This window comes from Microvirga sp. ACRRW (assembly GCF_022346925.1).
Classification (GTDB): Bacteria; Pseudomonadota; Alphaproteobacteria; order Rhizobiales; family Beijerinckiaceae; genus Microvirga.
The window spans coordinates 151,209-170,938 of record NZ_JAKRNJ010000006.1; the positions used below are offsets into that span (position 1 = coordinate 151,209).

Here is a 19,730-nt window from a genome sequence, read left to right on the forward strand (position 1 = left end):
ACTAAAAAGGCCCACTCGATCGAGTGGGCCTTTTCTTTTTAATCGATGTCCTCGACATCTTCACCGCCGCCATAGACGCGCTGGGCGAGCGAGGCTTCCATGAAGGGATCGAGATCGCCGTCGAGCACGTCCTGCGGGCTCTGGGACTGGGTGCCCGTGCGCAGGTCCTTCACGAGCTGATAGGGCTGCAATACGTAGGAACGGATCTGGTGGCCCCAGCCGATATCCGTCTTGGCGGCCGCTTCCGCATTCGCCTTTTCCTCGCGCTTCTTCAGCTCCGCCTCGTAGAGACGGGCGCGCAGCATGTTCCAGGCGGTCGCGCGGTTCTTGTGCTGCGAACGCTCCTGCTGACATGCCACGACGATGCCGCTCGGGATGTGCGTGATGCGCACCGCCGAGTCCGTGGTGTTCACGTGCTGACCGCCCGCGCCGGAGGAGCGGAACGTATCAATGCGGCAGTCGGATTCCTTGATCTCGATGTTGATGCGGTCATCCACCACCGGATAGACCCACACCGAAGCAAAGCTCGTATGGCGGCGCGCGTTGGAATCGTAGGGCGAGATGCGCACGAGGCGGTGCACGCCCGACTCGGTCTTCAGCCAGCCATAGGCGTTGTGGCCCTTGATTAGGAGCGTGGCGCTCTTGATGCCGGCCTCTTCGCCGTCGGTGATTTCGAGAAGCTCGACCTTGTACTTCCGGCGCTCGGCCCAGCGGGCATACATGCGCTGAAGCATGGAAGCCCAGTCCTGGCTCTCGGTGCCGCCCGCACCCGAATGCACTTCGATATAGGTGTCGTTGGCGTCGGCTTCGCCGGAGAGCAGCGTCTCGACCTGGCGGCGGGCAGCCTCTTCCTGAAGGGCGCGGATCGCTTCCTCGCCTTCCTTGATGGTGCCTTCGTCCTCTTCCATCTCGCCGAGCTCGATCAGCGTGATGGCGTCTTCGAGCTCCTGCTCCATGCGCTTGATGGAGGTGATCTGGTCTTCCAGGGACGTGCGTTCGCGCATGATCTTCTGCGCGGCATCCGCATCGTTCCAGAGGTTGGGATCTTCGGCGTTGGCGTTCAGTTCGGCGAGGCGGCGCTGGGCATTATCCCAGTCAAAGATGCCTCCTCAGCAGCCCGACAGACTGCTTGGTCTCTTCTACGAGGTGTTCGATTTCGGCGCGCATTGTCGTGCTTTTCAAGTCCGATGTTTGTTGGGGCGGTCTTAAGGGGAGCGCTCCATGGTGTAAAGCAGCCCGGCCCTCAAAAACCGATGATCGCTGCGGCACCGGAAAGTGTCTCAGCGATCATCAGATTCTTCGTTCTGGAGTTGCGGCCCATATGGGAGCCGCACGGGTTTGGATCAATACAATCCGTTCGGCGTCGCGCCCACGGCCCTGCGGGGCATCGTCTCGGGAGGGGCCGGCTCGTACTCCGCCTGGGGCACGCCCTCCTCGTCAGTAGGCGCGAAATAGGCGGGGGGGGACTGGCCTGGTTTAAAGGCCTCGAGGATCGTGCCGCCGCCTTCCCCACCGGCTCTGGTGCCGGTGGAAGCGTTCACCCTGATCAGCTTGATGCCTGCGGGCACGCGGAACGGCGTGGCGGGCTTGTCCTTCAGCGCCATCTGCATGAAGTCGCGGAACACGGGCGCGGCGTACTGGCCGGCAGTGGCCGCGTTGCCGAGCGACTTCGGCTGGTCGTAGCCGAGGAAGACGCCGACGGCGAGGTCGGGCGAGAAGCCCACGAACCACACGTCCTTGGCGTCGTTGGTGGTGCCGGTCTTGCCGGCAAGCGGCTTGCCGACGGCCTTGACCGACTGCGCCGTGCCGCGCTGGACCACGCCCTCCAGGATCGAGGTGATCTGGTAGGCGGTCAGCGGATCGATCACCTGCTCACGGCTGTCCGTGAGCTTGGGCGCGGCGCCGCCATCCCACTGCTCCGCATTGCAGGTGGTGCATTTGCGGTCGTCGTGGCGGTAGATCGTGCGGCCGGAGCGGTCCTGGATCTGGTCGATCAGCGTCGGCTTGATGCGGCGGCCGCCATTCACGAACATGGAATAGGCCGCCGTCATGCGCATGACCGTCGTCTCGCCCGCGCCGAGCGACATGGAGAGCAGCGGCAGCATGTCGTCGTAGACGCCAAAGCGGCGGGCATATTCGGACACGACAGGCATGCCGATCTCGTTCGAGAGGCGCACCGTCATCAGGTTCTTCGAATGCTCGATGCCGTAGCGCAGCGTGCGCAGGCCCGCAGCCTTGCCGTCATAGTTCGACGGCGCCCAGGCGGCCTGCCCCGGCCCCATGTCGAGCACGAAGGGCGAGTCCATGATCTGCGACGAGGGCGTATAACCATTGTCGAGCGCCGTCGCGTAGACGAGCGGCTTGAACGAGGAGCCGGGCTGACGCATTGCCTGCGTCGCACGGTTGAACTCGCTCTGATCGAAGGAGAAGCCGCCGACCATCGCATGGACGCGGCCCGTCTGGGGGTCCATGGCGACGATGGCGCCGGAAATCTCGGGCACCTGACGGATACGGTACTGTCCCTGCTTGCCGTCGAGGGGCTCCACATAAACCACGTCGCCGACCGCCACGGCCTTCTCGACCGCGCGGCGGGTCCATTTCACGCCATCCGCCGTGATGAAGCCCGTCTCACGGTCCCGCGAGAGCTGGCCGGAGGATTCTTTCTTCGGCTGAAGGCCGATACGGGCGCGCCCGCCGGACACTTCGAGCACGACGGCCAAACGCCAGGGCTGCACGTCGCCCATGGCGGGAACTTCGGCGAGCGCCAGGCCCCATTCGCGGCCCGTCAGGTCGAGCTTGGATTGAGCGCCGCGCCAGCCGCGCGCCTCGTCGAAGCGCACAAGACCGTCCACGAGCGACTTGCGGGCCATGGCCTGCATCTTGGGATCGAGGGTGGCGCGGATCAGGAGGCCGCCCTCATAGAGCTTTTCCTCGCCATAGCGTTCCGCGATGTCGCGGCGCACACCCTCGGCGAAATAGCCGGACGCGATGCTGTTGGGCGACACGACGCGCGGCGTGACGTTGAGCGGCTCCTTCTTGGCCGCATCGCCCTGCTCCGCCGTGATGTAGCCGTTCTCGACCATGCGGCCGATAACCCAGTTGCGGCGGTCGATGGCGGCTTGGCGCTGGCGGAACGGGTGATAATTGTTCGGGGCCTTCGGCAGAGCGGCGAGATAGGCGACTTCGGCGATGTTGAGCTCGTGGAGCGACTTGCCGAAATAGTTCAGGGCCGAGGCGGCCACGCCGTAATTGCTGAGGCCGAGATAAATTTCGTTGAGGTAGAGCTCGAGGATCTTGTCCTTCGAGAAGGTGGTTTCCATGCGCAGTGCGATCAGGGCCTCGCGGATCTTGCGCTCATAGCTGCGCTCGTTGCCGACCAGGAAGTTCTTGGCGACCTGCTGGGTGATCGTCGAGGCGCCCTGCTCGCGCTTGCCGCCGGACTTGATGTTGACGACGATGGCGCGGATGACGCCTTCGGGATCGATGCCGGGGTGCTTATAGAAATTCTTGTCCTCGGCGGAGAGGAAGGCGGCCTTCACGAGGTTCGGCATGGACTGGATCGGCACGTAGAGGCGCCGTTCGCGGGCATATTCCGCGATCAGGCTGCCGTCCGAGGCGTGGACGCGGGTCATCACCGGCGGCTCGTAATTGGCGAGCTGCGCGTGATCCGGCAGGTCCTTGGAGAAGAACCAGAATCCATAGGCCAGCCCGACGGCGCCGATCAGGAAGAAGATCGCACCGATGCTGAACAGGAAGCCGAAGAATCGTAGGACAAAACGCATCCGAAGACATTCCGTTGTCGGCACCGCGAAGGTACCTGTTTGTGCAAACCTCGAACGCCCTCTCCTGCCGGAACAGAGATAGGGCTCAAGGTGCCCCGCTCTGTTAACCGAGGAATCGCGCCCCCGCTACGGGTATCCACACTCTATCTATGGTAAAACTGCGGCAGCCCCCTGCCGGGCGAGGCGCGGCGCGAAAAATCGGTCCACGGCCACGCTCATGGCCGTCACCATCTTTCCACGCCATTCTTCCGACATCAGCAGGTCGAGATCCTGCTTGCTGGACAGGTAGCCCAGCTCCACCAGGACGGAGGGCACGTCATGGGCCCGAAGCACCTGGAAGCGGGCTTGGCGGTGTGGGTTCTTGTTCATGCGAGCGATCGAATCGAACTGCCCCACAAGGCGGGTCGCAAAGCCGTGGGAAAAGCTGCGGGTCTCGCGCAAGGTCAGGTCCACCAGGATATCGGACACGTCATCCGGCATGTCGGTGCTCTCGACGCCTGCTACCGCGTCAGCCTTGTTCTCGCGCTCGGCGAGCCGGGCGGAATCGGCGTCGGAGGCCCTCTCCGCCCCTGTATAGACCGTCAGACCCCGCACCTCCTGCCCGCCGGAGATCGAATCCGCATGGATGGAGATGAAAAGGTCGGCCTGGACGCTTCGAGCGGCGCGGACCCGGTCTCCGAGGGAGATGAATACGTCCTTGTCGCGGGTCATCACGACCTTGTACCGCCCGCTCGCCTCCAGGGCCTTCTGCAGCTTCTGGGCGAAGGAAAGGACGAGATCCTTCTCGAAGGTTCCGTTGATCGCGTTGGCGCCGGGGTCGATGCCGCCATGGCCGGGGTCGATCACGATGACGGGACGCGCGTCCTTCGCGGCTGGGACAGGCTCCACGGCAGCACTCTTGGCCGCCTTGGCCGCGCTGTCGGCTGCGGCGCGGTGGAAACTGTCGCGCTCCGTGCGGGTGAGTTCGATAGTCAGGAGAGTCGTGCCGCCGGCGGCATTGGCATCCACCGTCATCCCGGTGACGGTTGCCGGCTGGGCCAGATCCATCACGACTCGGGAGCGGCCAGGAGCGAACAGGCCATAGCGGTACGAAGAAATGAGACCCGCCTTCTGGCGCCCGGAATCCGGCGGCAGGTGGAATGCCACCTCCGGCAGGTCGATGATCAGCCGGTCGGGCCGCTCCATGAGCGATGCCTGGGCCGTCACAGGCTTGGAAAGGGAGATTCTGAACCGGGTCTTGGCTCCGTCCACCTCCACGGAGACGTCGGCCGCGACAATCGCCGCGCCGACCTTGCCGTCATTCCCATTGGCCCAGGCGGAACCTCCCCCGATGGCGACGAACATCGCCAGGAGGCCAGCGCAGACCAGGCATAGGAAGGGTTTGATTCTCATGGCGGAGCTGGAGTTTCGGGCCTCCTTCCTTATCCAATACTCGGTCCTTGGTTAACGAAGCTTCTCCCTGAAACGCTCGATATCGCGACTCTGTTGCATTAACGACACAGACTTCAGCATCTTGCCAAATGCCCCTTTCGCTCTGTAATGATCAATGACCCCGCCCGGCATGGCCGAATCTGACGGCGGACCCGAGGAGACGGTTGTGTTGACCGATCCTCCGGGGACCCCGTCACCCTCGACAGGCGCCTGGAAGGGGTCATGGCGATGCAGATCGCCGCACTTTTCCGGTGGCAGGACCCTGTCCGGCTCACCGTTTCCTAGAAAGGGCCGTCTTGAATGGTTGCATACACGAAGTCAGCACTGACTCTCGTCGCGGCACCATTCGCAGCGCGCATTTCTTTTCGCGCACGCCCTTACCCAACCTCATCCGGCTCAAAGCCGTTTCGTTTCAACCCAGAATGCGCCCCTCTGAGGCGCACGATGGCGATCGACAGCAATCCGAACGCAATTCCAGCCCGCCGCCTTCTCTTGCGGCGTGCCCCTCCGCCTTCAACGCGGCCACTGCCTCAGGTCCTGCCCTCGGTCGCCATGTCGAGAGTTCAACATGGCAAACAAGATGCTCATCGATGCCTCCCACCCGGAAGAAACCCGGGTTGTGGTGGTACGCGGTCAGAAGGTCGAAGAATTCGACTTCGAATCCGCTAACCGGAAGCAGCTGCGCGGGAATATCTACCTCGCAAAAGTCACTCGCGTAGAGCCGTCGCTGCAGGCGGCCTTCGTCGAGTACGGCGGAAATCGCCACGGATTCCTCGCCTTCAGCGAAATCCATCCCGATTACTACCAGATCCCGGTCGCCGACCGTCAGGCCCTGCTCGAAGCCGAAGCCGAGGCTCAGGCCGAGGAGGAGCGCGAGGAAGAGCGTCGCCGCAGCCGCGGCCGCCGTGGCCGCTCCTCGCAGCGTCGTGCGCGCAACGATGAATCGGTCGTTTCCTCCGAGGCCGAAGCCGGCACGGAAGAAGGCACCGAGGCTCAGGCTGCGTCGGAAGGCCAGCTTCCTGCGGAAGGTACCGACGAGACCATCGACCTGATCGCCGCCGGCGGCGATTTCGAAGCCGCGTCCGGAGAGCTGACCGAGGCTGCCGATGCCACCGTGTCGGAAGCCGTCGCCTCCTCTTCGGAGGAAGCGTCCGAGGACGACGAGTCCGAGGACGGCGATGAGGACGAGGAAGAGGGTGACGAGCACGCCGAGGGCGATGACGAGGACCACGTCGAGCAGCTCGGCGGCGGCGATGCGCTGGAAGATCTTCCCCCGCGTCGCACCCCGCGCAAGCAGTACAAGATCCAGGAAGTCATCAAGCGCCGCCAGATCCTGCTGGTCCAGGTCGTGAAGGAAGAGCGCGGCAACAAGGGCGCCGCTCTCACCACCTACCTGTCGCTCGCTGGCCGCTACTCGGTGCTCATGCCCAACACGGGCCGTGGCGGTGGAATCTCGCGCAAGATCACCAACGCCGCCGACCGCAAGCGCCTGAAGGAAATCGCCCAGGAGTTGGAGGTGCCCGAGGGAATGGGCATCATCCTGCGCACGGCCGGTGCTTCCCGCACCAAGCCGGAAATCAAGCGCGACTACGAATATCTCATGCGCCTCTGGGAGAGCGTGCGCGAGCTGACCCTCAACTCGGCCGCTCCCGCGCTCGTCTACGAGGAAGGCTCGCTCATCAAGCGCGCCATCCGCGATCTCTACAACAAGGAGATCGACGACATCATGGTCTCCGGCGAGGAAGGCTATCGCGAGGCCAAGGACTTCATGCGCATGCTCATGCCGAGCCATAGCAAGATCGTCCAGCCCTACCGCGAGCCGCAGCCGCTCTTTGCGAAGCACGGTGTCGAAGCCCAGCTCGACGCGATGTTCTCCAACGTCGTGACGCTAAAATCCGGTGGCTATCTCGTCATCAACCCGACGGAAGCGCTGGTCTCCATCGACGTGAACTCGGGACGCTCGACCCGCGAGCACAACATCGAGGACACGGCGCTGCGCACGAACCTCGAAGCGGCCGAGGAAGTCGCGCGGCAGCTGCGCCTGCGCGACCTCGCCGGCCTCGTGGTCATCGACTTCATCGACATGGAAGAGAAGCGCAACAACCGCGCTGTCGAGAAGAAGCTGAACGAGTGCCTGAAGAACGACCGCGCCCGCATCCAGGTGGGCCGCATCTCGCCCTTCGGCCTTCTCGAAATGTCGCGCCAGCGCATCCGCACCGGCGTGCTCGAATCCTCCTCCGTCCCCTGCCCGCACTGCGCCGGCACAGGCGTCGTCCGCTCGACGCCGTCGGTGGCGCTGCACGTGCTGCGCGCGATCGAGGAAACCCTCATCAAGAATGCCGGCTACAACCTCATCATCCGCACGCGGATGGAGGCGGCCTTCTACATCCTCAACCAGAAGCGCATTCACCTGCGCGAGCTGGAAAACCGCTTCGGCGTGATGATCTCCGTCGTGGCGGATGACACGCTGACCGGCACCACCAACTACGCCATCGACCGGGGCGAGCCTGCTCTCCGCCTCGAGCATAAGTCCGCCGCCACCGGCATCCAGATCGACGCCATCGCGCCGATCGACGTGGTGGAAGAGGACGAGCCCGAGATCGAAGCTGAGGCCGAGGACGAGGCCGAAGAGGAAGCCGGCGCGTCCGAGGAAGGCCGCGAGGATGGCGAAGGCAATGGCCGCCGCCGCCGCCGCCGTCGTCGTCGTCGTGGGCGCGACCGTGAGGCCTCCGCAGATTCCGCACAGGGCGAGGATGGCTCCGAGGATGAAGCATCCGAGGGCGCTGAGCAGGAAGGCGCTGAAGCAGCCGGCGATGAGAACGAAGCCGCTGACGGTTCGGAATCGGCGGAAGAGCGCAACCGCCGCCGCCGTCGCCGGGGCCGCCGTGGCGGTCGCGGTCGCGGCCGCGACGAGGCCGCCGAGACCTTTGCGACGGAAGAAGGCTTTGTGGCTGCCACTGAGGCTGTCGCGGAAGCCGTCGGCACCTTGGACGAGCCTGCGAGCGAACCCGTTCCTGCACCTGTTCCTGTCGCATCGGAAGAGCGCATCGAGACGAAGCCTGCTCGTCAGCCTGCCGAGGAGCCTGTCGCGGAAGCACCGCGCCCCGTGATCCCCGAGCCGGAACCGGTTGCCGTGGTCCTCACACCGGAGGATCCGAACCGCCCCAAGCGCGCTGGCTGGTGGTCCAAGGCCAAGTCGGTCCTGGGCGGCTAATCAAAAACAAAAAAGCCCGGCGCAATGCCGGGCTTTTTTGTTGATCCAAGAAGTCTACCTCAACCACCCCTTCAACCGCTCCACTGTCTCGCGGCAATCGTTCTCCGATCCCGCGAAAGACAGCCGCATGTAGTGAGATCCCTCGATGGGGTCGAAATCGAGGCCGGGGGTCGCGGCAACGCCCGTCTCTTCCAGCATGCGTTTGCAGAAGCCGATGGAGTCGTTCGTGTAACGGGCGATATCGGCGTAGATGTAGAACGCGCCGTCCACCGGATGCATGTCGGTGATGCCAGCTTTGGGCAGTTCCTCCAGCAGATAGGCGCGGTTACGCGCATAGCCCACCTTCACGGCCTCCAGCTCCTCTGCCGCATCGAAGGCCGCCAAGGCCGCGACCTGCGAGAGATAGGGCGGCGAGATATAGAGGTTCTGCGCCAGCCGCTCGATGGGGCGCACGAGCCGCTCGGGCACAACGATCCAGCCAATGCGCCAGCCGGTCATGCAGTAGTATTTAGAGAACGAGTTGATGACCACGGCATCGTCGTCGGAGGAGAGCGCGGTCGAAGCCGCCTCGCTGTAGGTCAGGCCGTGATAGATCTCGTCCGAGACGAACCAGAGGCCGAGGCGGCGGCAGGTTTCGCCGAGTTCGGCCAGCGCCTTTTGCCCGATCATGGTACCGGAGGGGTTTGCCGGGCTCATGGCGAGAATGCCGTGGAGCGGCTTTTCCGCATGCGCCTTCTCGATGGCCTTGGCCGTCATGATCCAGCCATCCGCCTTGGCGAGCGGGATCGTGACCGGCTCGATGCCGAGCGCCTCGAGAATGTTGCGGTACGCCGGATAGCCCGGCGCCGTGATCGCGACACGCTGGCCCGCATCGAAGAGGCTCAGGAAAGCCAGCACGAAACCCGCAGAGGAACCGGTCGTGACGACCACACGCTCGGGCGCGATGGAGACGCCGTAAGCATCCCGGTAATGCCTCGCGATCCGCTCCCTGAGAGCCGAAATGCCGAGGGCTTCCGTGTAGCCGATTCGCCCGAGATCCAGCGCGGCCTTGGCCGCCTCGCGGGCGGCGCGGGGAGCGGGCGCGGAGGGCTGGCCCACCTCCATGTGGATCACGCTGTCCCCTCGCCTTTCTTTCGCCGCAGCGGCACTCAACACATCCATGGCCAGGAAGGACGAGACACGCTCCATGCGGCGGGCGATGACGGGCTGGGTCGAGTCGGCGAGCAATTTTGTCATGGATAAGCTTCGTAGCTTGCCGGGAAGCCTGCCTCAAGACGCTTCATCAAGTGTCATTCCCGGCCGGAGCGCAGCGAAGGGGAAGGGAATCCACGATCACGCTCTGCGCTATGGATCCCCTTCCCTCGCCTTCGGCTCGCCGGGGATGACACGCGAGGGTGAACGAAGGCGTGATTTGACGCCGCACTCCTCAAGCCGCTAACTCGCACCAGATTTTATCGAAAGCTCCGCAAAGGACCGGATATGCGTTTCCCGCTTCTCAAAACCTTCCAGGCCTTGGCCCTGCTCGGCACGCTTGCCGTCGCCCCGGCAGCTCAGGCGCAGAACGCCGTCTTCAGCGAGCAACAGAAGCAGGCTATCGGCGAGGTCGTGAAGGAATACCTCCTGAAGAACCCCGAGGTTCTGACCGAGGTCATCAGCGAGCTCGAAAAGCGTCAGGCCGAAGCTCAGCAGGTGGCCCAGGCCGGCGCTGTGCAGGAAACCAAGCAGACGCTCCTCAATGCACCGCATTCCTATGTGACGGGCAACCCGTCCGGCGACATCACCCTGGTCGAGTTCTTCGACTACAATTGCGGCTACTGCAAAAAGGCCCTCGCCGACGTGCAGACCCTCATGAAGGCCGACCCGAAGCTGCGCGTCGTGCTGAAGGACTTCCCCGTTCTCGGACCCGATTCCGTCGAGGCGAGCCGCGTGGCCCTGGCCGTGAAGAACCAGCTGCAGGGCCAGAAGCTCTTCGACTACCACGTGAAGGTTCTGGAAACCCGCGGCCGGGTGAACGGCGAGCGCGCCATGGCTGTCGCCAAGGAGATGGGCGTCGATATCGCCAAGCTGCAGAAGGACATGGAGAGCCCCGAGCAGCGTAAAGCCCTTCAAGAGAACATGGCGCTGGGCGACAAGCTGAACCTGACCGGCACCCCCGCCTTCGTCATCGGCGAAGCCGTGATCCCCGGTGCCGTCGGCGTCGAGCCCCTGAAGCAGCTCATCGACAACGTCCGCTCCTGCGGCAAGGCGAATTGCGGCTAAGGCATCACAGTCATCCCCGGACTTGTTCTGGGGATCCACGCCTTTAGGATCTGAGCACCAGAGACGTAAATGGCCGGGACAAGCTCGGCCATGGCAAGGAGCAGAGCCCGTAAAGGCGCCTATTTGCCCCCTCTTCCCTACGGAAACCCGCTCAAGCCTTGGGAAAGTCCCGCTTTTCCCCTTCCCCCATGCTCGCCTTTTGGCTAAGAGGGCGTTTCGGCCCCGCCTGGCGGGGCTTTCCGGAACGCTCCTTTTGCGATGATCACCATCCACGTCCTCAACGGACCCAACCTCAACCTGCTCGGCCGCAGAGAGCCTCAGATTTACGGCAGCACCACGCTTCCGGACATTGAGAAGCTCGTGCGTGAGAAGGCTGAGACCTTGGGAGCGGCGATCACGTTCCGCCAGTCCAACCATGAAGGACATCTGGTCGACTGGATCCAGGAAGCAGGAGCGCAAGGCGCGGGCATCGTCATCAATGCCGGCGCTTACACCCACACCTCGATCGCCTTGCGCGATGCCATCTCCGGCAGCGGCGCTCCGACGGTCGAGATCCATCTTTCCAATGTTCATGCTCGCGAGGGCTTTCGCCATCGCTCGCTCATTGCACCCGTGTCAGTCGGCGTGATCTGCGGTTTCGGTCCCATGAGCTATCTGCTCGGGGTGGAAGCGGTTCACCGTGTCATGGTCGAGCGGGCCAAGGTCGCGAAACCTTCCCAGCATTAGTTCCTCACAATCAAGAGGTGAGCCCCATGGCCAAGGATAATCCTTTCGATCCCGATCTCGTCCGGGAGCTGGCGAACCTGATCGCCGATACGAATCTCAGCGAGATCGAAGTGGAGAAGGGCGACCTTCGCATCCGCGTGGCGCGCACCCTGCAGGCGGCTCCCATGATGGTGTCGGCTCCCGCGGCTCTTGCTCCGGCTCCCGTGGTGGCGCCCCCGCCGGCTGCTGCAGCTGAGGCTGCTGCCAAGCCGGGCGCTCCCCATCCGGGTGCCGTCCTCTCGCCGATGGTCGGCACCGCCTACCGCAAGCCTTCGCCCGATGCGAAGTCCTTCGTGGAAATCGGTTCCAAGGTCCAGGCCGGCGACAAGGTTCTGCTCGTCGAGGCCATGAAGACCTTCAACGAGATCGTCGCTCCCCGCGCCGGCACCGTGACCGCCATCTATGTCGAAGACGGAACCCCTGTTGAATACGGCGAACCCCTCCTCGTCATCGAGTAAGGCGCGACATGTTCGATAAGATCCTCATTGCCAACCGAGGCGAGATCGCCCTGCGCATCCTGCGCGCGGCGAAGGAGCTCGGGATTGCCACCGTCGCGGTGCATTCCACCGCCGACGCAGACGCCATGCATGTGCGCCTCGCCGATGAGAGCGTGTGCATCGGCCCGCCGGCCGCCCGTGACAGCTATCTCAACATCCCGGCCTTGATCGCGGCTTGCGAGATCACCGGCGCGGACGCCATCCATCCCGGCTACGGCTTCCTCTCCGAGAATGCCCGCTTCGCCGAGGTGCTGGAGCACCACCGCATCGCCTTCATCGGCCCCAAGGCGGAGCACATCCGCATCATGGGCGACAAGATCGAGGCGAAGCGCACGGCAAAGCGTCTCGGCATCCCTTGCGTGCCAGGCTCGGAAGGCGGCATTTCCGATGAAGGCGAGGCCAAGAAGGTCGCGAAAAGCATCGGCTATCCTGTCATCATCAAGGCTGCCGCCGGCGGCGGCGGTCGCGGCATGAAGGTTGCGCGCAACGAGGAAGACCTCGTTCACGCGCTGCACACCGCCAAGACCGAGGCGAAGGCCGCGTTCGGAGACGATGCCGTCTATATCGAGAAATATCTCGAGAAGCCGCGTCACATCGAGATCCAGGTTCTCGGCGACGGCAAGGGCAACGCCATTCACCTTGGCGAGCGCGATTGCTCCCTCCAGCGCCGTCACCAGAAAGTGTGGGAGGAAGGCCCGTCGCCGGCTCTCAACCTCGAGATGCGCGAGCGCATCGGCGGTGTCGTGGCGAAAGCCATGCAGGAGCTGAAATACGCTGGCGCCGGCACCATCGAGTTCCTCTACGAGGACGGTGAGTTCTACTTCATCGAGATGAATACGCGTATTCAGGTGGAGCACCCGGTCACGGAGATGATCACCGGCATCGACCTGGTGAACGAGCAGATCCGTGTCGCCGCAGGCCATCCGCTTTCGGTGACGCAGGCCGACATCAAGATCGAAGGCCATGCCATCGAGTGCCGCGTGAATGCCGAGCATCCCTCGACCTTCCGCCCCTCGCCGGGCACGATCAGCTACTTCCACCCGCCGGGCGGTCTCGGCGTGCGCGTCGACTCGGCAGCCTATCAGGGCTACCGCATCCCGCCGCATTACGATTCCCTCGTGGGCAAGCTCATCGTGCATGGCCGCACCCGCAACGAGTGCCTCATGCGCCTGCGCCGTGCGCTCGACGAGTTCGTGGTCGACGGCGTGGACACGACGCTGCCGCTCTTCCGCACCCTCGTGCGCAACCCCGACATTCAGAACGGCCAGTACGACATTCACTGGCTCGAGAACTTCCTGAAGACGGGCGGCCTCGCGGACGTGGAATAAACTTGTTATAACATCGGCAGGACTTTACCTTGCGCGGCAAGGGAGGCCCTGCCGATGATTGCAAGCGGGGCAGATGCACATGCCTCGTTTTTTACATGTCGGCTCCGGCCGCTATCGCAAGCCGCAAACCATTCGCGCCTTTCAGAGCCCCGAATGGGAGGAAGTCTCGCTCGATATCGACAAGAGCGTGAAGCCGGACATCGTCGACAAGCTGCCGGATCTTGCCAAGGTGGAGTCGAACAGCTTCGACGCGGTCTATTCGAGCCACAGCATCGAACACCTGTACCCGCACGAGGTGCCTGTCGCCCTTAACGCCTTTCACCGGGTTCTGAAGAGCACCGGCGTTGCGATCATCCGCTGCCCCGATCTGCAGACCATCGGCCAAGCCCTGGCCTCGGGCAAGATCGACGAGCCCCTTTATGCCAGCAGCATGGGACCCGTCTCAGCCGTCGACATGCTCTATGGCTTCCGTCCGTCCATGGCGAAGGGCAACCTCTACATGGCTCACCACACGGGCTTTACAGCCAAGACGCTCGGAGATGCCTGCGCGGCCTCCAAGTTTCGCAGCGTCTATTGCCACAGAATGAAGGAGGCCCGTGAGCTGTGGTGCGTCGCAACGAAGGCTGCCTTGAGCAAGGAGCAACTCGAACAGGTTGCGAAATTCTGCATCTCCCCGGTCTGACTTCCGGCGCAGTTGTGTCTATTTATGACATGATCCCAGTCGGTTATACGAGTCCATGGCCCTGTCTCCCGACGATACCATCACTATTACGCCCGAGATCCTGCTCAAGGCCTATGCCGCAGGCATCTTCCCCATGGCCGAGGATGCGGACGACCCCTCCATTTTCTGGGTCGAGCCGCGCGAGCGGGGCATCATCCCCCTCGACGGCTTTCATGTGCCGAAGCGCCTGGCCCGCACGATCCGCTCCGACGAGTTCGAGATTCGGGTCGACCACGATTTCGATGCGGTGATCGCCGGCTGCGCCGCGCCTGCCGCCGACAGGGAAAAGACCTGGATCAACCGGCGCATCCGGGATCTCTACGGCCAGCTGTTCGATGCTGGCTTCTGCCACACGGTCGAGGTTTATCGCGAGGGTCAGCTGGTGGGTGGCCTCTACGGAGTCCGGCTGAAAGGCGCGTTCTTCGGCGAGAGCATGTTCCATACGGAGCGCGACGCCTCGAAGATCGCTCTCGTCCACCTCGTCGCCCGGCTCAAGCGTGGGGGCTTCACCCTTCTCGACACGCAGTTCGTGACCCCTCACCTCGCCCAATTCGGCGCCGTCGAGGTTCCCCGGCGCAGCTACAAGCAGATCCTGCGCGCGGCCCTGGAGCATGAGGGCGACTGGCATGTCTGGCCACGGGGCCAAAACGTACGCGGCGAGGACGTTCTCGCCGCGATCTAGTACGCCTCAGCGATCGGTATTGATAAGCGGCGCGTTGCGGTTGAAGTCCCGGCTGGGCCGCTGGGCCGGTCTCTGCTGAGGCGCCGCATTCAGCGGGGGCGCAGGCGGCAGAGGTTGTGCGGCGCCGGAGGGCTCCATGATATTGCCTGGCCGTCCAGCCTCCGCAGGCGTGCGCTGCGCGGTCGGCTCGATGGGCGGCAGCTCTTCCGGGGCTTCCTTCGGCTCTGCGATCACTTCCGTGCCGCCTTTGCAGTCCACGAGCCAAATATCATAGACCGGGTGCTCAATGCCGTGCAGGCCCGGGCTTGCCGCGAACATCCAACCGGAGAACACCTTGCGGGAGGCGCCATCCGTGCCGGTTTCCTCTACCTCGACGAAGGATGTGGTGTTCGGGGCCTCTGTGGGCGGCTTGGTGTAGCAGACGCGCGGCGTCATCTGAAGAGCACCGAACTGCACCGTCTCATCGACCTTCACCTCGAACGAGACGATGCGCCCGGTGATCTTGTCGAGCCCGGAGAAGACCGCCGTCGGATTCTTGATTCTGTCCGCCTGGGCTGCGCCTGCCGTGCCGATGATCGATGCAAGCACCAGAGCGGCCCGCGTCCATCCAAACTTCATGATTCCTGATCCACGCCTTCTTGCCCGGCCGGACACGGCCGTTCTCATACGGACACGCGTTAACATGCCAACCGTGTTGGAAAAAGGGCGATGAGAAGGAAAGCTTGGCCGCTGGGGCGGCGATAGGATAAAATTACACCTCTCATCGAGGATTCCGCATGCCGTCGCTTCACCGCTCTCTTTTGACGATCCTTCTGCTCGCCCTGCCCTTGCAGGCCCAGGGCGCGGAACTGGCGCGCCGCGCCTTCGTGGGAATCAGCATGGCTTCCGTGCCGGAGGCCATGCGTGCCGGGGGCCTTGTTCCCACAGGAGAAGGATTGCTGATCGAGCGCGTGATTCCCGGCTCCACGGCAGAAAAGGCCGGGTTGCAAGCGAAGGACATCCTTCTGAAGCTCGACCAGGCTCCCGTCCGCTCATCCGCCGACGTGATCGGCGCCGTCCGCAGGAAGCGCGCGGGCGACAGCGTGTCTCTCTCACTCGTCCGCGACGGCAAGGTTTTTGAACAGCAGGTCACCCTCATCGGTTTTCCGCCGGAATCGTCCTCCGATTACGAGACCCTCTACGAGGCCGTCGAATCCGGAGGAGCCTTGCGCCGCGCCATCGTCACGAAGCCGAAGGGCGAGGAGCGACGCCCCGCCGTTCTGTTCGTGGGCGGCATCGGCTGCTACAGCATCGATTATCCCTTCGATCAGAAGACCCCCTATCGCCAGATCCTCGCGGACCTGACCCGCGAAGGCTTCGCCACCATGCGGGTGGAAAAGACCGGCATGGGCGACAGCATGGGCGAGGCCTGTGCAACGGCCGATCTCGACACGGAAGTGGCAGGCTATGTGGCAGGCCTTAACGCCCTGAAAAGCAAGCCCTACGTCGACCCCGAGAAGGTGTTCATCCTCGGCCACAGCATCGGCGGCATCGTCGGCCCGCTTGTTGCGGAAAAGGTCCCCGTGCGCGGCCTTGCGGTTGCAGAAACCGTCGGCAGCACATGGTTCGAGTATGAGCTGATCAACCGCCGCCGCCAGCTCAAGATGGAGGGCATGCCGCTTGCCAAGATCGGCGCGCAGATGCAGCTCAAGCAATGGTGCATGCATCACTTGCTGATCGAGAAAACACCGCGCGCGCAGATTCTGGAAAAGCGCCCCGCCTGCGCGGAAGAGATGAAGATCCCCTCCTCCGACGCCTATCTGCAGCAGATCGCTGCCATCAACTACGCGGACCTCTGGACGCGTCTGAAGCCCGACACTCTCGTGATTTATGGAAGCGCGGATTTCATCACCAGCGCCGAAGAGCATCACGAGATCGTATCCGCGATCAACGCGGTCCGTCCGGGCGCAGCAACCTATGTGGAGATCCCCGACATGGATCACTCGTTCTACCGCATGAAGGATCAGGATGAGAGCTTCCGCATGCGCCGCGCGGAAGAGGAAGGCGAAACGCATCCGAATGTAGCACGCATCATCGCCGAGTGGCTGAAAGCCAAAGCCAGATAAAATCGTGCGGCTATAGGAAGATCAGCCCCGCTCGAACGGATCGGGCGCGGGCTCCTTCATGGCATCGCCCGCCTTCTCCCGCTTCTCGTAATGCGCCGTCGAGCAGGCGGCCGAGCACAGAAGGCCGCGGTCCGACCAATAGGACGGACCGTTCTCGATCTTGCCTGCGTGATACGCAAAATCGGTGTGGCCATAAGGACGGCCACACTCGACACAGGTGCGGTTCTGCGGCCTGTTGAGCATGCTTATCCCTTGTAGGACTTTTCTTCGGTGATCGTGGAGCCCGTCGAGCGATCGATCTCCTTCTTGAGCGCGGCCCGTCGGTCGTTGGTCACATAGACCTTCCGAGCCAACGACACGAACTCCGCACCGAAATCACCGCGCTTCTCGTGCTCGCGCAACAGATCCTCGACATCCCAGAGAGCTTCGTTGACCTGGCGCAGCTCCTTCATCTTCATGTCGATGAAGGGACCGTTCAGGCCTCGCTTGGAGCGGATCTCCGTCAGAAGAGCAAGTTCCCTTTTGACATTGGCCACTTTGGCGGGATCGGCGATGCGCGCCTCCTTGATGCCGAGGATCGTCATCTTGTCGATCAGCTCGCCATCGGAAACCGGCGCCATCAACGGCTCCGCGTTCACGGTGCTTTGTCCGAGCCTGCTCCGGATATCCTGGGCGCATTGCATCACGGCATCCGACCAGTCGCCTTCCTTCACGTGGCGATAAAGCCGCGTGTTGGGATACCAGACATTGTCCTGCCGGGGCGGGGCAAGCCAGCGCCAATCCGCATCCGGATTCCAGAGAAGCAGGCTCACCGGCCGTCCGAGAGCGCCGGCCAGATGAGCAAGAGATGTATCGACCGACACGATCAGATCGAGATTCTCCATGACCGCAGCGGAATCGAGGAAGGCGTCCGGACCGGCATCGAAATCCGGACCGAGCCGTTCGATCTTATCGCGGAACGAACAGGTGTCGATCTGCTCCTCGCCGAAGCCCTTTTGCAGGCTGACCAGGCGCACGCCGTCGATGGCGGCGAGAGGCGCCAGCTGTTCCAGAGGGATGGAGCGCTTGTTGTCGGCCGAGTAAGCGGGGTTGCCCTGCCAGGCAATACCGATCCGGAAGCCCTGCGTTCCGATCCGCTCACGCCAGCGCGCCACGCGCGCGGGGTCCGCCTTCAGATAGGGCACATACCGGACATATTCCTCCGGCGGCGTGCCGAGCGCCCTCGGCAGATCTCCGATGGCGGTCCAGGCCTCCAGATAATCCATCGCGCCCTTGGGCTCGGACGTGATCTCGATAGGCAGCCCCATGGTGCGGATGAGAGCGCAAAGAGCCGGCTTGTTGTTCAGAACAACGCAGGTCTCGATGCCGCGCTTCGCAAGATCGGCCAGGAAGCGGCAGAACAGGATGGTGTCGCCTGCGCCCTGCTCGTCGAGCACGATGAGCTTCTTCGGCGCGGGACCGCCGAGCCATCGCGGCAGCTCGATCCTTTCGCCGCCCCTGTTGAACGCCACCTTGGGCGGGTCGTCCATCATGTCCAGCCGCCAGCTATAAGCCTCCCAGGCTGTGTCCCATTGCTCGCGCATGAACAGGCCGTACAGAAGACCCCATTTCGCGTTCTTGTCGACGGGGTTCGACAGGCGAACGAAGTTGTAAAGCACGTTGGCCGCGTCGTAATTGCCTCTCTTCTGCTCACGCTTGGCGAGACGCTTCAGCTCTTCGAGTTGCGCCGCATTCGGACTGTTGAAGGTCGGCTCCGACAGCGTGACGGGTGCAGCATCGTCCGGGTTGGGACCGTTGTTGATGTCCTCGATAGCCTTCGCAACCGGCTGAGACCAGTCGCCGTCTTGAGATTGGCGATAAATATTCATGCTTGGATACCAAACCGTATTTTGCCGGGAGGGCGCGAGCCAGCGCCAATCGGCGGATGAATGAGACAAGAGAAGCTTTACCGGCCGCCCGAGAGCACCGGCCAAATGAGCGATGGAGGTGTCGACCGCCACGATCATGTCGAGGCTCTCCATGACCGCAGCGGAATCGAGGAACGCGTCCGGACCGGCATCGAAATCCGGACCGAGCCGTTCGATCTTGTCGCGGAACGAGCAGGTGTCGATTTGCTCTCCGCCGAAGCCCTTCTGCAGGCTGATCAGGCGTACGCCGTCGATGGCGGCGAGAGGCGCCAGCTGCTCCAGAGGCATGGAACGATGGGCATCTCCCGGATTGATTCTGCTGCCCTGCCAAACAATCCCGATGCGGCGCCCGTGCGTTCCGATCCGTTCGCGCCAGCGCGCCACGCGCGCGGGGTCCGCCTTCAGATAGGGCACGCGGCGGGCATATTGGTCTGCCGGCAGGTCCAGGGCACCCGGCAGATCCGCCATGGCGGTCCAAGCCTGAATGCCCTTAAGCGATGCCTGAAAATCCGATATGATCTTGACCGGCAAGCCCATGGTGCCGATCAAGGCACCCATGTCCGGCTTGTCGTCGTGCTTGGCACTGATAAAGGCGTAGGTCTCGACGCCTCTCTCAACGAGATCCGCCAGGAACCGGCTGAACATGATGGTGTCGCCGGCACCCTGCTCATCGAGCACGACGAGCTTCTTAGGCAGTTCGCCGCCGGTCCAGCGAGGCAGCTCCACGGTTTGCCCGTTGCGCTGGAAACTCAGCTTCGGCGCCTTGGGCATAATGTGCCAGCGCCATGCATAGGCGTCCCAGGCAGCCTTCCATTCCTCAAGCATGAACAGGATACGGACAATATCCCATTGCGCGTTCGTATCGCCCGAGCGTGCCGGCCCCAGGGCTTCGCGAAGCGCATTGGCCATGCCGTGATTGCCCCGGCCCTGCTCTCGGTCGGCAATGCGCTTCAGCGCATCGAGTTGCGCATCGCTCGGAACAGGAAGACGCTGTTCGCCTGTAACGTTGCTGTCTGAGGGCATGGCTGGCTATAGCTTT

General features: G+C 63.4%; 15 protein-coding genes. 8 read left to right on the plus strand and 7 right to left on the minus strand.

Going from position 1 to position 19,730, the window contains the following annotated elements; all coding sequences use genetic code 11:
* Positions 1 to 38 precede the first annotated feature (38 nt).
* From prfB to MHY87_RS15005, 3 genes are all read right to left on the minus strand, one after another.
* Positions 39 to 1,167, minus strand: a protein-coding gene (gene prfB, locus MHY87_RS14995) for a peptide chain release factor 2 (RefSeq protein ID WP_239353064.1) whose coding sequence is annotated in 2 segments (ribosomal slippage) — positions 39 to 1,097 and positions 1,099 to 1,167 — 1,128 coding nt in all. Because the reading frame shifts where the segments join, the coding sequence is not laid out codon by codon here.
* A gap of 176 nt (positions 1,168 to 1,343) precedes the next feature.
* Positions 1,344 to 3,782, minus strand: coding sequence for a penicillin-binding protein 1A (locus MHY87_RS15000; protein ID WP_239353066.1), 2,439 nt, complete (start codon positions 3,780 to 3,782; stop codon positions 1,344 to 1,346).
* Between the two features lie 147 nt (positions 3,783 to 3,929).
* Entirely contained in the window at positions 3,930 to 5,174 is a 1,245-nt protein-coding gene (locus MHY87_RS15005) for an N-acetylmuramoyl-L-alanine amidase (RefSeq protein WP_239353068.1), read from the minus strand.
* Positions 5,175 to 5,781: 607 nt separating this feature from the next.
* Between MHY87_RS15005 and MHY87_RS15010 the strand changes: the two genes are divergently transcribed.
* Complete coding sequence (locus MHY87_RS15010; protein WP_239353072.1) at positions 5,782 to 8,427, plus strand: ribonuclease E/G; 2,646 nt, start codon at positions 5,782 to 5,784, stop codon at positions 8,425 to 8,427.
* Positions 8,428 to 8,481: 54 nt separating this feature from the next.
* Here MHY87_RS15010 and MHY87_RS15015 read toward each other — a convergent pair whose 3' ends face one another.
* On the minus strand, positions 8,482 to 9,663 hold the full coding sequence (locus MHY87_RS15015) for a pyridoxal phosphate-dependent aminotransferase (RefSeq protein WP_239353074.1): 1,182 nt from the start codon (positions 9,661 to 9,663) through the stop codon (positions 8,482 to 8,484).
* Positions 9,664 to 9,906: 243 nt separating this feature from the next.
* Between MHY87_RS15015 and MHY87_RS15020 the strand changes: the two genes are divergently transcribed.
* From MHY87_RS15020 to aat, 6 genes are all read left to right on the plus strand, one after another.
* Positions 9,907 to 10,686 carry a DsbA family protein gene (locus tag MHY87_RS15020; RefSeq protein WP_239353076.1) on the plus strand — a complete coding sequence of 260 codons (780 nt, stop codon included), beginning with the start codon at positions 9,907 to 9,909 and terminating at the stop codon, positions 10,684 to 10,686.
* A gap of 258 nt (positions 10,687 to 10,944) precedes the next feature.
* Positions 10,945 to 11,412 carry a type II 3-dehydroquinate dehydratase gene (gene aroQ, locus MHY87_RS15025; protein WP_239353078.1) on the plus strand — a complete coding sequence of 156 codons (468 nt, stop codon included), beginning with the start codon at positions 10,945 to 10,947 and terminating at the stop codon, positions 11,410 to 11,412.
* 26 nt (positions 11,413 to 11,438) lie between these two features.
* A complete protein-coding gene (gene accB, locus MHY87_RS15030; protein ID WP_239353080.1) occupies positions 11,439 to 11,909 on the plus strand; it encodes an acetyl-CoA carboxylase biotin carboxyl carrier protein in 471 nt (156 codons plus the stop codon).
* 8 nt (positions 11,910 to 11,917) lie between these two features.
* Entirely contained in the window at positions 11,918 to 13,276 is a 1,359-nt protein-coding gene (gene accC / locus MHY87_RS15035) for an acetyl-CoA carboxylase biotin carboxylase subunit (protein WP_239353082.1), read from the plus strand.
* Between the two features lie 79 nt (positions 13,277 to 13,355).
* The gene (locus MHY87_RS15040; RefSeq protein WP_239353084.1) at positions 13,356 to 13,958 is read left to right on the plus strand and encodes a methyltransferase domain-containing protein; all 603 of its coding nucleotides are present in this window, start codon (positions 13,356 to 13,358) and stop codon (positions 13,956 to 13,958) included.
* Between the two features lie 55 nt (positions 13,959 to 14,013).
* The gene (gene aat / locus MHY87_RS15045; RefSeq protein WP_239353086.1) at positions 14,014 to 14,679 is read left to right on the plus strand and encodes a leucyl/phenylalanyl-tRNA--protein transferase; all 666 of its coding nucleotides are present in this window, start codon (positions 14,014 to 14,016) and stop codon (positions 14,677 to 14,679) included.
* Between the two features lie 6 nt (positions 14,680 to 14,685).
* Here aat and MHY87_RS15050 read toward each other — a convergent pair whose 3' ends face one another.
* Positions 14,686 to 15,297, minus strand: coding sequence for a DUF2155 domain-containing protein (locus tag MHY87_RS15050; protein ID WP_239353088.1), 612 nt, complete (start codon positions 15,295 to 15,297; stop codon positions 14,686 to 14,688).
* A 158-nt stretch (positions 15,298 to 15,455) separates the two neighbouring features.
* Here MHY87_RS15050 and MHY87_RS15055 point away from each other — a divergent pair, with 158 nt between their 5' ends.
* On the plus strand, positions 15,456 to 16,784 hold the full coding sequence (locus MHY87_RS15055; protein ID WP_239353091.1) for an alpha/beta fold hydrolase: 1,329 nt from the start codon (positions 15,456 to 15,458) through the stop codon (positions 16,782 to 16,784).
* Between the two features lie 21 nt (positions 16,785 to 16,805).
* Here MHY87_RS15055 and MHY87_RS15060 read toward each other — a convergent pair whose 3' ends face one another.
* Both MHY87_RS15060 and MHY87_RS15065 read right to left on the minus strand, forming a co-directional pair.
* On the minus strand, positions 16,806 to 17,027 hold the full coding sequence (locus MHY87_RS15060) for a hypothetical protein (protein WP_239353094.1): 222 nt from the start codon (positions 17,025 to 17,027) through the stop codon (positions 16,806 to 16,808).
* Positions 17,028 to 17,029: 2 nt separating this feature from the next.
* The gene (locus MHY87_RS15065) at positions 17,030 to 19,714 is read right to left on the minus strand and encodes a DUF6165 family protein (protein ID WP_239353096.1); all 2,685 of its coding nucleotides are present in this window, start codon (positions 19,712 to 19,714) and stop codon (positions 17,030 to 17,032) included.
* Positions 19,715 to 19,730 lie beyond the last annotated feature (16 nt).

Coding starts and splice junctions, on each gene's coding strand:
- MHY87_RS15000 (WP_239353066.1), bottom strand. CDS start 3,782: ATGCGTTTTGTCCTACGATTCTTCGGCTTCCTGTTCAGCATCGGTGCG.
- MHY87_RS15005 (WP_239353068.1), bottom strand. CDS start 5,174: ATGAGAATCAAACCCTTCCTATGCCTGGTCTGCGCTGGCCTCCTGGCG.
- MHY87_RS15010 (WP_239353072.1), top strand. CDS start 5,782: ATGGCAAACAAGATGCTCATCGATGCCTCCCACCCGGAAGAAACCCGG.
- MHY87_RS15015 (WP_239353074.1), bottom strand. CDS start 9,663: ATGACAAAATTGCTCGCCGACTCGACCCAGCCCGTCATCGCCCGCCGC.
- MHY87_RS15020 (WP_239353076.1), top strand. CDS start 9,907: ATGCGTTTCCCGCTTCTCAAAACCTTCCAGGCCTTGGCCCTGCTCGGC.
- aroQ (WP_239353078.1), top strand. CDS start 10,945: ATGATCACCATCCACGTCCTCAACGGACCCAACCTCAACCTGCTCGGC.
- accB (WP_239353080.1), top strand. CDS start 11,439: ATGGCCAAGGATAATCCTTTCGATCCCGATCTCGTCCGGGAGCTGGCG.
- accC (WP_239353082.1), top strand. CDS start 11,918: ATGTTCGATAAGATCCTCATTGCCAACCGAGGCGAGATCGCCCTGCGC.
- MHY87_RS15040 (WP_239353084.1), top strand. CDS start 13,356: ATGCCTCGTTTTTTACATGTCGGCTCCGGCCGCTATCGCAAGCCGCAA.
- aat (WP_239353086.1), top strand. CDS start 14,014: ATGGCCCTGTCTCCCGACGATACCATCACTATTACGCCCGAGATCCTG.
- MHY87_RS15050 (WP_239353088.1), bottom strand. CDS start 15,297: ATGAAGTTTGGATGGACGCGGGCCGCTCTGGTGCTTGCATCGATCATC.
- MHY87_RS15055 (WP_239353091.1), top strand. CDS start 15,456: ATGCCGTCGCTTCACCGCTCTCTTTTGACGATCCTTCTGCTCGCCCTG.
- MHY87_RS15060 (WP_239353094.1), bottom strand. CDS start 17,027: ATGCTCAACAGGCCGCAGAACCGCACCTGTGTCGAGTGTGGCCGTCCT.
- MHY87_RS15065 (WP_239353096.1), bottom strand. CDS start 19,714: ATGCCCTCAGACAGCAACGTTACAGGCGAACAGCGTCTTCCTGTTCCG.